This is a genomic window from Gordonia humi (assembly GCF_014197435.1).
GTDB classification, from domain to species: domain Bacteria; phylum Actinomycetota; class Actinomycetes; order Mycobacteriales; family Mycobacteriaceae; genus Gordonia; species Gordonia humi.
In genome coordinates this window covers 3,689,336-3,701,149 of record NZ_JACIFP010000001.1, presented here as the reverse complement: position 1 = coordinate 3,701,149, position 11,814 = coordinate 3,689,336, and the positions used below count along the sequence as shown (strand labels likewise).

Annotated in this window: 12 protein-coding genes; all 12 read left to right on the top strand. The window is 66.9% G+C overall.

All coding sequences use genetic code 11. The features are described 5' to 3' along the window. The first annotated feature begins 5 nt into the window (after window positions 1-5). Window positions 6-620, top strand: a complete 615-nt coding sequence (locus BKA16_RS17015) for a YigZ family protein (protein WP_183371791.1) — start codon at window positions 6-8, stop codon at window positions 618-620. A 96-nt stretch (window positions 621-716) separates the two neighbouring features. Continuing rightward, the gene (locus BKA16_RS17010; protein ID WP_183371790.1) at window positions 717-986 is read left to right on the top strand and encodes a hypothetical protein; all 270 of its coding nucleotides are present in this window, start codon (window positions 717-719) and stop codon (window positions 984-986) included. Next, a complete protein-coding gene (gene ilvA, locus BKA16_RS17005) occupies window positions 940-2,334 on the top strand; it encodes a threonine ammonia-lyase IlvA (protein WP_183371789.1) in 1,395 nt (464 codons plus the stop codon). The genes BKA16_RS17010 and ilvA overlap by 47 nt, the downstream gene beginning before the upstream one ends. Window positions 2,335-2,628: 294 nt before the next feature. Continuing rightward, complete coding sequence (locus BKA16_RS17000; protein WP_183371788.1) at window positions 2,629-3,486, top strand: MlaE family ABC transporter permease; 858 nt, start codon at window positions 2,629-2,631, stop codon at window positions 3,484-3,486. A 1-nt stretch (window position 3,487) separates the two neighbouring features. After that, window positions 3,488-4,354, top strand: a complete 867-nt coding sequence (locus tag BKA16_RS16995; protein ID WP_183371787.1) for an ABC transporter permease — start codon at window positions 3,488-3,490, stop codon at window positions 4,352-4,354. Between the two features lie 6 nt (window positions 4,355-4,360). Beyond that, entirely contained in the window at window positions 4,361-5,665 is a 1,305-nt protein-coding gene (locus BKA16_RS16990) for an MCE family protein (protein ID WP_183371786.1), read from the top strand. Next, a complete protein-coding gene (locus tag BKA16_RS16985; protein WP_183371785.1) occupies window positions 5,662-6,699 on the top strand; it encodes an MCE family protein in 1,038 nt (345 codons plus the stop codon). The genes BKA16_RS16990 and BKA16_RS16985 overlap by 4 nt, the downstream gene beginning before the upstream one ends. After that, window positions 6,696-7,688: an MCE family protein gene (locus BKA16_RS16980; RefSeq protein ID WP_183371784.1), complete on the top strand. Its 993-nt coding sequence runs from the start codon at window positions 6,696-6,698 to the stop codon at window positions 7,686-7,688. Before BKA16_RS16985 ends, BKA16_RS16980 begins: the two co-directional genes overlap by 4 nt. Continuing rightward, window positions 7,682-8,791: an MCE family protein gene (locus tag BKA16_RS16975; protein ID WP_183371783.1), complete on the top strand. Its 1,110-nt coding sequence runs from the start codon at window positions 7,682-7,684 to the stop codon at window positions 8,789-8,791. Before BKA16_RS16980 ends, BKA16_RS16975 begins: the two co-directional genes overlap by 7 nt. Next, window positions 8,788-9,906 carry an MCE family protein gene (locus BKA16_RS16970; protein WP_183371782.1) on the top strand — a complete coding sequence of 373 codons (1,119 nt, stop codon included), beginning with the start codon at window positions 8,788-8,790 and terminating at the stop codon, window positions 9,904-9,906. The genes BKA16_RS16975 and BKA16_RS16970 overlap by 4 nt, the downstream gene beginning before the upstream one ends. Continuing rightward, entirely contained in the window at window positions 9,903-11,063 is a 1,161-nt protein-coding gene (locus tag BKA16_RS16965) for an MCE family protein (protein ID WP_183371781.1), read from the top strand. Before BKA16_RS16970 ends, BKA16_RS16965 begins: the two co-directional genes overlap by 4 nt. Before the next feature lie 7 nt (window positions 11,064-11,070). Continuing rightward, window positions 11,071-11,811, top strand: a complete 741-nt coding sequence (locus BKA16_RS16960; RefSeq protein WP_183371780.1) for a hypothetical protein — start codon at window positions 11,071-11,073, stop codon at window positions 11,809-11,811. Window positions 11,812-11,814: the final 3 nt, after the last annotated feature.

Sequence of the window (11,814 nt, the reverse complement as noted above, 5' to 3'; positions counted from 1 at the left end):
CATCGGTGCTCGTCCTGGACGGGGCGGTCGGAGACGTCGGAGAGACCACGATCATTCGTCGATCGCGGTTCGTGGCGACGCTGGCGCGTGTCGAGTCCGAGGACGACGTCGTCGCGCTGCGCGAGCGGGTCGACGCGGCCGGTGCGAATCACGTCTGCTGGGCGTACGTGCTGGGTTCGGGCCCGCACCAGAAGACGCGGTCGAGCGACGACGGCGAACCGGCGGGCACCGCCGGACCGCCGATCCTCGCGGCGCTCGTCGGCCGCGAGGTGGTGAACGCCGCCGTGGTCGTGGTCCGCTGGTTCGGCGGAGTCAAGCTCGGGGCGGGCGGTCTGATCCGTGCGTACGGGGGAGCCGCGAGCGCGGTCCTCGACGTCGCCCCATTGCGGGAGGCCGTGCCGTCCAGCGTGATCCGGCTCCGCGTGCCGGTCGACGACGCCGGACGGATCGCCACCGATCTGCACGCGTTCACCACGGTCCGGTCGGTGGACTACGGACCCTGCGCCGTCGAGTTCGTCGTGGAGGCGGCCTCCGACGTACAGAATCGCGTCCGCGACCACGTCCTGTCGGCCACATCCGGCGCCGCCGAGATCGTCGCCGTCTCCGAACAGTGGGCGTGAGGCGATCGCCGACGCCGGGCCCTGTTCTCGGGGTCGCCGACACCATGAATTTCGGGTAGCCGAAAACATGTGTCCGGATGCGCTACACTGTTCAGCATGACCACCCTCATCCAGCATGGCTCGCGGGAACTGCCGACGGTCGACGTCGCGGGCGTCCGATGGCCGCTGCACAAGTTGGCCGCGGTCGCTGCGGGGATGCTGATGGTGGTCGGGATCCTGGCGTTCGGCGGCAGCGCGGTCATGGCCGCGTGGGCCGCGGCCGCGGTCAGTCTGGCGGTGTGGTGGGGCGGATTCGCCTGGTGCCGATCGCAGTGGAAACATGGAGCGAGTGAGTACGCCGTCGCATGTCGCAGCCAAGACCGTTGAGAATCCCGTCCCAGGACTGACTCGCGACTCCATTATCGACGCCGCGCGGCGGCTCGACGGCGTCGTCTCGAAGACCCCGCTGGAGGCCTGCGCTCGCCTGAGTGCGGACACCGGCGCACACGTGTACCTCAAGCGCGAAGACCTGCAGACGGTCCGGTCGTACAAGATCCGCGGCGCCTACAACGTGATGGCACAGCTGTCCGCCGAGGAGCTGGCCGCCGGCGTCGTCGCGGCGAGCGCGGGCAACCACGCGCAGGGTGTCGCGTACGCGTGCGCCACGATGGGGGTGCGGGGACGCATCTACGTCCCGACGACGACACCCAAGCAGAAGCGGGACCGCATCGACTGGCACGGCAAGGGCTTCGTCGAGTTGATCGCCGTCGGCGACACCTACGACGCCGCGGCGTCGGCCGCGCAGTCGGACGTGCTGCGCACCGGGGCCACCTGGATTCACGCGTTCGACGATCCGCGCACCGCATCGGGGCAGGGCACCATCGGCAAGGAGATCGTCGACCAGCTCGACGGCGACCCCGACGTGGTCGTCCTGCCGGTCGGCGGTGCGGGATGCATGGCGGGCATCGTGACCTACCTGCGAGCGGCGGTTCCCGACGTCGCGATCGTCGGGGTAGAGCCGGCCGGAGCCGCGTCGTTGGCCGCATCGCTGATCTACGGTGAGCCCTACACGCTCGATCGGATCGACCCATTCGTCGACGGCGCGTCGGTCCAGCGGATCGGCGGACTCGGACACGCCGTGATGGCCGCAGCCGGTGCCCGAGTGGTCGCACACCCGGATCTGGCGGCCATCGCGCGGACACCCGCGGTTCCGGTGATCGATCTCGCCGACGTCGACCTCGCGCCCGGCAGCGTCACCATCATGCACGTCGACGAGGGCGCCATCTGCTCGACGATGCTGGAGCTCTATCAGAACGAGGGGATCATCGCCGAGCCCGCCGGAGCGTTGGCGGCCACCGCGCTCGCCGATCTGCCGCTGCCCGCCGACGCGCGTGTCGTGTCTCTGGTGTCCGGCGGGAACAACGACGTCTCCCGCTACGGCGAGATCATCGAACGGTCGCTGGTGCACCGCGGGCTCAAGCACTACTTCCTGGTCAACTTCCCGCAGGAGCCCGGCGCGCTCCGTCGCTTCCTCGATGAGGTCCTCGGTCCGGACGACGACATCACCCTCTTCGAGTACGTCAAGCGCAACAACCGTGACACCGGCGAGGCTCTCGTCGGCATCGAGCTCGGTGATCGATCCGGACTCGACGGCCTGCAGGACCGTATGTCACGCTCGCGGCTCAACGTCGAACGTCTCGAACCGGGATCGCCCGCATACCGCTACTTGACATGACTCGCTAGCACGACCGCGGCAACGGCGTCGGCACTCCCGTCTCGGGATTGCCGACGCTTTGCTGTACCACCGATCCGCGATGTAACGATTCGTGTGTTCGTGTATCGCTATGCTACAAACGACACCGCCAGAGTATCTGTGACCGCATACACACAAAAATGCGTTCGGATGTGTATGCTTCGACCCACGGATCGGCGAATCACAGAGAAATCTCAGTGAGGATCAGGAAGCAGCCCGGGGGATGATCGTCCGCCCGATCGACGACCTGCGGGTCCACGATGTGAAGGCAGGGGAGTGAGCACGGAGACGGTAGGGACTCGCGTCGGCCTCGGCGAGAGGTGGTCGCGAAGCGGTGCCGGTACGTGGTTCCGCGAGCACATCACGAAATCGTTCGAGACCTTCGGACGGCAGCTGGCGATGTTCGTCGAGGTCTTCAAAGTTCTCGTCACCGACATAGTCGAACGACGCTTCCCGTTCAAGGAGTTCGTCCGCCAGTGTGCGTTCATGGCGTCCACATCCGTGTTTCCGACGCTCCTGGTGGCCATCCCGATCGGTGTCATCGTGTCGATCCAGGTGTCGAACATCGCCGGCCAGATCGGTGCGACGTCGTTCTCCGGTGCGGCGACGGGCCTCGGCGTGATCCGGCAGGGAGCGCCGCTGGTCACCTCATTGCTGCTCGCGGGTGCCGTCGGTTCGGCGATCGCCGCCGACCTCGGGTCGCGCACCATCCGCGACGAGATCGACGCGATGAAGGTGATGGGCGTGAACCCCGTGCAGCGACTCATCTCGCCGCGGCTGCTCGCGACGATGCTCGTGGCGATCCTGCTCTGCGGCTTCGTGTGCTTCGTCGGCTTCATCACCGGATACGTCTTCAACGTGTACGCGCAGGGCGGGACCCCGGGCAGCTACACCGGGACGTTCGCATCGTTCGCCGGCACGTCGGACCTGATCTTCGCACTCGTGAAATCGGTGATCTTCGGTGCCATCGTCGCCGTCGTCGCCTGCGACCGCGGCCTCAACACCAGCGGCGGCCCTGCCGGAGTCGCGAACTCGGTCAACGCGGCCGTCGTCAACTCCGTGCTGCTGCTGTTCACGGTGAATGTCGTGCTCACCCAGGTGTTCGCCCTCGTCGTTCCGGCGAAGGTGGTGTGACATGACGGCATCGCGGTACACCCCGCCCGCGCTCAGACCCCTCGTCTGGGGCCGCAAGGCGCTCGAAGGGCCGCGCGACGCGCTGGTCGCGATGGGGCATCTCATCACCTTCCTGGTCAAGTCCATCGGACTGGCCCCGATCACCTTCCGCCACTACCGCAAGGAGGTGTGGCGACTGCTGTCGGACGTCGCCTGGGGCAACGGCGCCATCGTCGTCGGCGGCGGAACGGTGGGCGTCATGGTGATCCTCGGCGTGATGGGCGGCGCCACGGTCGGCATCGAGGGATACACGGCTCTGCACCTGCTCGGCATGGACCCGGTGACCGGTGGCCTGTCGGCGTTCGCGACCACTCGCGAGATCGCGCCGCTGCTCGCCGCGACCGCGTTCACCGCGCAGTCCGGGTGCCGATTCACCGCACAGCTGGGTTCGATGCGGATCAGCGAGGAGATCGACGCGCTCGAGTCCATCGCGATCCGACCGTTGCCGTATCTGGTCACCACCCGGATGGCGGCGGCAGTGCTCTCGATCATCCCGCTGTACGCGATCTCGCTCGCCGCGAACTACCTCGCCTGCCAGATCATGTTCCAGGTGCAGAGCGGACAGGGGTCCGGCACCTACGACCACTACTTCGAGTCGTTCATCCTCTCGCGCGATGTGGTGTTCTCGTTCGTCAAAGTGATCGTCTTCGTCCTGCTGACGACGTTCATCCAGTGCTATTACGGGTACTTCGCGTCGGGCGGTCCGGAGGGCGTCGGCATCGCCGCCGGTCACGCGATCCGGCTCTCGATCATCACCATCGTGTTCGCGAATCTGATCTTGACGCTCGTGTTCTGGGGAATGACCGCCGGAATAAGGATATCGGGGTAACCGGCTATGAGAATCGATACAGGCGGCCGCGACCCGTCGATGAAGACGTACTTCATCCGCGGCACGATCTTCGCCGTCGTCGGACTGGTCGTCCTCGGTCTGCTGTGGGCACGGTACGAGGGGAAGTTCGACAGCACGACCGACGTCTCCGCCGAGCTCAACGATGTCGGCGACGGCCTCATCAGCGGTGCGGACGTCCGCTACAACGGCATGATCGTCGGCGAGGTCGACTCGGTCGCGGTGATCGGCAGTTCATCGGATCAGCTCCGGTCGGTGCACATGCTCCTCGAACCCAAACAAGCGGAGGGGATCCCGGCCAACACGACGGCGCGCACCGTCCCGTCGAACCTGTTCGGCGTCAACTCGGTGGAGCTCATCGCACCGAAGGACCCGTCCAGCGATCGTCTGTCGACCGGCGACGTCGTCAAGGCCGACACCTCCGAGCCGACGATTCGCCTGCAGGATGCGCAGAACGAGCTGCGCACGCTGCTGCGCAGCGTCCCGCCCGAGGATCTCGGCATGGTCCTGGGCACCATCGCCGACGCCCTCGACGGCGGCGGTGCGACGTTCTCGACCTTCGTCGGGGTGCTCGACACCTATTGGAAGACGATCAACGCGCAGTTCCCGCCGGGTGCACCGTCGGGCTTCGACAACTTCGACAAGGCGATCAAGGGGCTGGCCGCCTCGACACCGGAACTGCTCGACACGCTCGGCAGATCGGTCAAGCCCGCACTCACCATCGCCGAGAAGCAGGACGAGCTGACCGCGCTGCTCTCGAGCGGGCAGGACGTGCTCGATTCGACGCAGGCGCTGTTCGCCGCGAACGGAGACGCGGGCAAACGCGTGGTGCGCAGTCTCAACACCACGCTCGGCGCCACCATGCTCGATCCGGACGCCATGCCGCAGGCGCTGCGCGAACTGTACGTACTCGCCGGCCGGGTGCTCGGCGTGTTCACCGGGACCAACGGGAAGCCGCAGCTCAACCTCGGCATCAACTTCGGCGCGTACCGCATGTACACCCACCAGAACTGTCCGGTGTACGACGGCGGCCCCTACGGTCAACTGCGCGGACCGGGCTGCGTCGGCGCGGGCACCGGCACCGGTCCCACCATGTCCGGACCGCTGACCGTGTACCCGGAGGGCGGAATGCAGCCCGATCGGAACCGGAACACCAAGAAGGTGCGCGGTGTGACCACCACGCGGGATGAGAAGACGCTCAGTGATGCGCTCGGCCGCACGCCGACCGCCGCCGAGACCCTGATGCTGGGTCCGCTGGTGTCGGTCGCTCCGACGCAGGGAGGGGACCGGTGAGCGGCAAGAACACAGACAGCATCCGCAGGCCCCTCATCGGCTTCGGAGTGTTCGCGGTGGTCGCGGTGCTCCTGACCTACGTCATCTGGTCGACGCTCGAACGATCGGTGCAGGGGTCGACCACCGGCTACGCCACGATGTTCCACGACGCGTCGGGCCTGGCGACGGGCGACGACGTCCGAATGGCGGGCGTCCGCGTCGGGCGCGTCGAGAGCATCGACCTCGACGACGGTCAGGCGCGTGTCACGTTCGAAGTGCAGGACGGTCAGCACGTGTACGCGAACACCCGGGCGGCGATTCGCTACCAGAATCTGATCGGGCAGCGCTACCTGGCGTTGAGCCTCGACGAGAAGACCCCCGGCCCCGAACTCGACAAGGGGGCGACGCTGCATCTGCCCGGCGAGGACTCCTTCGATGTGACCAAACTGCTCGCGGGATTCCAACCGGTGTTCGACACCCTCACCCCCGAACAGGTCAACACGCTCTCAGAGAGCCTCATCCAGACGTTCCAGGGCGACGACGTCTCCCTCTCGCGGACCCTCGCCCAGATCGGGCAGGTCGCGAACGACATGGCGAACCGTGACCAGGTGCTCGGGGCTGTCATCACGAACCTCTCGGTCGTGATGCGCGAACTGGCCTCTCAGGGCAAGCAGGTCGAGACGCTCATCGACAGCACGTCACGCCTCGTCGAAGACCTCAACGGGAACTCGGCCGCGTTCGGCAAGGCGATCGACCAGATCGGCACCACCGCAACCGGTTTCGGCGACGTGCTGGCGCGCAACCGCGGTTCGCTCGCGAGTGCGGGCACCTCTGCGCGCCAGGCCACCGACAACCTCATAGCGGAGGGGTCGAAACTCGACACGATGGCCAGAGTCCTCCCGGAGTTCCTGGGCCACTTCCCATTCGTCATGATGCAGGGCGCCTACTTGAACATCTACGCATGTGAACTCGACATCGCGATCGGCGACGTCCTGCTCCCGCCGGGACTGGTCACCCAGATCGGCGGCACCCAGCACTCGGTGGTGTGCCGATGAAGAACCGCCTCGCAGCATCGTTCGCCGGCCGCCGACGCCTCTGGTACGGCATCATCGGCGCCGTCGGCATCATCGTGCTCATCGTCGCCGTGGTCGGCATCAGCTCGGCCGACATCGGCAAACGGACGTACACGGGCGACTTCGTCCAGGCGGGCGGGATCCGCCCCGGCGACAAGGTACGCGTCGCGGGCATCGACAAGGGGGAGGTGACCGACACCCGGCTCGCCGGCGACCACGTCACGATCACCATGAAGGTCGACAGCGACGTCCACATCCGCCAGGACGGATCGGCCGAGATCAAGATGTCGACCCTCCTCGGTCAGCGGTACATCGACGTCGTCCTCGGCGACTCCGACGACGAGCTCTCCGGCGATCGCATCCAGACCACCCGTGTGCCCTACGACCTGCAGCAGACGCTCGCCAAAGGTACACCGGTACTCGCCGGTATCAAGGCGGACGATCTCGCCAACAGCATCCGGACCTTGAACTCCCAGCTCAAGGGCGCCCCGGCGATCGCGGCGCCGACCCTCGACGCGCTCACCCGGATGTCGGCGGTCATCAACAACCGCACCGACCAGATCAACCAGCTCCTCACCGACACGAAGGCCGTCACCGAACAGGTGCAGAGCAGCCAGTTCCAGCTGTCGATCATCGTCGGACAGGGCGCGCAACTGGCGACGAAGATCGCCACCCGAGAACGGCTCGTCACCAAGATGCTCGACGGGATCGCCGAACTCACCGAACAGGCGCGTGCCGTGGCCGCCGAGAACGGGAACCAGTTCGCCCCGGTGATGGCCAACCTCGACACCATCGCGTCCGGCCTGGAGAAGAATCGCGACAACCTGCGCAAGATGCTGGAGGTGCTCCCGGTGACGGCACGTCTGACCAACAATCTGATGGGCGACGGACCGTACGCCAACGGCTACCTGCCGTGGGGCATCTTCCCCGACAACTGGTTGTGCCTGGCGAAGGTGGTGGACGGATGCTGACCTCGCGCAACGGGATCGGCCGCGGAGTCGCCGCGGTCGCGGTCGCCGCGGCCACGGCGCTCACGGTCGGCGCCTGCTCGCTGATGCCGGCGAGTTGGAGTGCGGCCCTCGGCAGCGCGAAGACCGTGACCGCCTACTTCGACGACGTGTCCGGCCTCTACACGGGCAACGACGTCGCCGTGCTCGGCATGCCGGTCGGGCAGATCACCGACGTCACCCCGCAGGGCACCCGCGTCAAGGTGACGATGACCGTCGACGACGACGTCAAGGTCCCCGAGGACGTGACAGCGGCCATCGTGAACACCTCGATCGTCACCACCCGACACATCGAACTGTCGCCCGCGTACACCGGGGGACCGACACTCGACGACGACGGAGTCATCAAGAACACGAAGGCGCCCGTGGAGATCGGCACCCTGTTCGACTCCATCGACCAGCTCGTGGTGAACCTGTCCGGCGACCGACCGGGCGAGGGGCCGCTGGCCGACCTCGTCGACATCACCTCCGGTATCGCGGACGGCAACGGCGAACGGCTGCGCGCGGCCCTCGACGGACTCGCCAAGGCCGGCAAGACCGGTGCCGACAACGGCGACGCCATCGTCGACATCCTGAAATCGCTCAGCTCGCTGACGACCGCGCTGACCGACAACTACCCCAAGATGACGGCGTTCTCGTCGTCGATGACGCAGGTGGCTCAGATGCTCGGCGACCAGTCCGACGGGCTCGTCGCCACCCTCGACGACCTGAACCGGACGCTGGCGAACACCTCCGAGTTCCTGGAGGACAACGCGAACACCATCAGCTCGTCCACCGGCAGGCTGAGCGCCGTCATCGCCAACCTCTCCGACTACTCGCGGCAGGTCGTCGAGACGATCGACGTGGCGCCGCTGCTGTTCCAGAACCTGTCCAACTCGATATCCGCCGAGCAGGGTGCGTGGCGCGCATCGGTGCTCTTGGACAAGTCGCTCCTCGACAACGAACTGACCGTCAAGCTCTGCGAGGCGATCAACATTGACAAGAAGGGCTGCCGCACCGGCCGCTTGGACGATTTCGGTCCCGATCTGGGGATCTACTCGGGTCTGTTGGGGCTGATGACGAAATGACGACAGGATTCCGGAACCGGGGAGTGAAGAAGGCCGCCGCGGCCGCCGTCGCACTGATCACGTCGGTCAGCCTCGCGGCGTGCGGAGCGGTGCCCGGCATCACCGTCGAGCAGATCCCGCTGCCGGCCCCCGGCGGCATCGGCGACGCGATCACCGTGCACGCCTCGTTCGACAACGCCCTCAACCTGCCCGCGCAGGCCAAGGTGCGCCTCGGCGGCACCGACGTCGGGCAGGTCGATCAGATCGTCGCCAAGGACTATCGCGCCGAGGTCACCATGTCGGTGTCCAAGGACGTCGTCGTCCCGGTGGGGACCGGCGCCGAGCTTCGACAGGCGACACCGCTCGGCGACGTCTTCGTCGCGCTCATACCGCCGACGGACGCGTCGAAGGGACAGGTGCCGGACGGCGGAGCGCTGAGCGGTCCCACGTCGGCCGCCGCCACTGTCGAAGATCTACTGGTCAGCGCGACCGGACTCGTCGACGGCGGGTCGATCAACGCGCTGCAACGGATCTTCACCGAACTGTCCACCGCGATCGGCGGCAACGCTCCCGAACTCAAGGGCGCGATCGACGGCTTCACCACCGCGATCGACAAGTTCAACAAGAACTCGGACCAGGTCGACGAGGCGATGGCCGCGACCGCGAAGCTGACGCAGGAACTCGCGGACGGCCGCAGCCAGATCGCCGCGGCCGTGAACAAACTGCCCGCCGCGATCGACGCGGTCGACGGCCAGGTCGGGTCGATCCTGGACACCCTCGACAAGTCGAACAAGGTGACGGCCGCGACCAACGACTTCCTGCGCACCGAGAAGGACGACTTCGGCGAGTTGCTGGTGAACCTGAACACGACGCTGACCGCATTGAACGAGTCGGCGCCGACGCTCGGACCGCTGTCGGATCGACTGTCCGCGCTGAACCCGAAGTGGAAGTCGGCGACGATGGGGTCGGCGGCCGACGTCGCGGCCAAGGTGTACTGGCTCTCGCCGGGTGTCGGCTTCGACGCGGCCACGCGGCTGCCCGAGGCGAGCGACGTCACCCAGGGCGATCACGCCCTGCAGGTGACCCTCGCCCGGCTGCTGGCCATGTTCGGCGTCAAGGGCGGGGGTCAGCGATGAAGAAGTGGTTCGCCAAACGCAAGATCATGATCGGCAACCTCGGCCTGGTCGTGGTGATGCTCCTCGGACTGGCGTACATCGCGTTCGGTTCGTTGAGTTGGCGTCCGTGGCAGGGCACCTACGAGGTGACGGTCAACTTCCCGCAGTCGGGCGGACTCCAGAGCACCAGTAAGGCGATGCTGCGCGGCTCCCAGATCGGCGAGGTCCGCGACATCCAGGTGACACCGGACTCCGTCCGCGTTCGGCTCCGACTGAACGACGACGTGAAGATCAACAAGGCCGCGCAGGTGTCCGCGCTGGGGCTGTCGGCGGCCGGCGAGCAGTACGTGAACTTCACCCCGACCACCGACGACGGCCCGTACCTGTCCGACGGCGATGTCATCGAGGTCGGGCAGACGCATGTGACCGTCGCGTTCTCGTCCATGCTGCAGTCGTCGTTGGACGTCATCGGCCAGATCGATGCGCCGAAGCTGACCGCGACCCTGCAGGAGCTGGAGATCGCGCTCAACGACAAGGGACCAAACCAGCTCCGGTCGGTGTTCCGCTCCGGCGGCGCGATCTTCGCCGATCTGGCCAAGGCGCTGCCCGAGACCACGAGGCTGATCGACAACCTCGGGACCGTCTTCAAGACCACTGCCGACGTCCAACCGGATCTGGCGCGGCTCGCCGGCGGTGCGAACGAGCTGATGACGGCGGTCGCCGCGGCCGACGGTGAGATCCGCGAGCTGCTGGGGAAGGGACCGGCCCAGCTGTCCTCCCTCTCGGGATCGCTCGCGACGATCACCGATCCGGTCAGCGACATCCTCAAACAGTTCCTCGACATCGGACAGCAGGGTGCGCTGCGGGCTCCCGCCCTGGCCAACCTGTTCCCGTCGATCCGAGACGGAAGCGCCCAGGCGCAGAAGATGTTCCACGACGGCGCGTGGTGGGCACTCGCCTCGGTCTACCCGCGGCCGGCCTGCAACTACGCACTCGCGCCGGTGCGGCCGACCAAGATCTTGGAGCTGACCGTACCGACCAACCTGTACTGCGAGACGAAGGATCCGACGCTGCAGACCCGCGGCTCGTCGAAGGCGCCCCGACCCAAGGGCGACGACACCGCTGGTCCGCCGCCGAACTACGATCCAGAAGCACGCACGATTCCGCTGGACAAGTGAAGGATGTATGAGCTCCGACGATTCTGAGATCGCAGCCGAGAACAACGAGGACCAGCCGAAACCGACCGAGGTGGTCGAGCTGGGGAAGGAATCGGGGGTCGCCGCGAAGGCCAAGGCCCGTGCACAGGCCCGCGAGTCGGACGCCCGGACCGGCCGCGAGTTCACGATCTCCGCGCGTGCGATCAAACGCGCCGTGGTCGGGATCGTCGCCGTCGCGGTGATCGCCGTCGCCTGCGTCTTCGGCTGGAAGTGGTACGACACCGAACAGGAGTTGGCGGCGTTCGACGACGCCAAGACCGCGGCCTCACACTATGTGACCGAGTACTTCACCGTCCTGATGAAGGAGGGGTCGACGGCCGACGAGCTGCGCGAGGCCGTCGGCCCGCTGTCGACGGGCGATCAGAAGAAGCAGATCGAGAGTTCGGCGCCGGACGCCGTCCAGTTCCGGGACACGCAGAAACTGTCGAACGTGCAGACCAAGGTCAACACGGCGATGGTGGAGTCCTTCTCCACCGAGCACGCCGTGACCGTCGTCGGCTTCGAGTTCACCGGTACGTCGGCGACGGCGCCCGGCGGCGGGAAGTTCGTCTCGCTCATGCAGCTCACCCTGGACAAGGTCGACGGGCAGTGGCTGGTGTCGCGGCTGGATCTGGTGCCGGGCATGGCGGGGGATCAGGTGAGCGGTGAACAGACGCCCGCGCAGCAGGCCCCGGCGGACGAGTCCGCGCCGGCTCAGCCGACCGGATAAGTT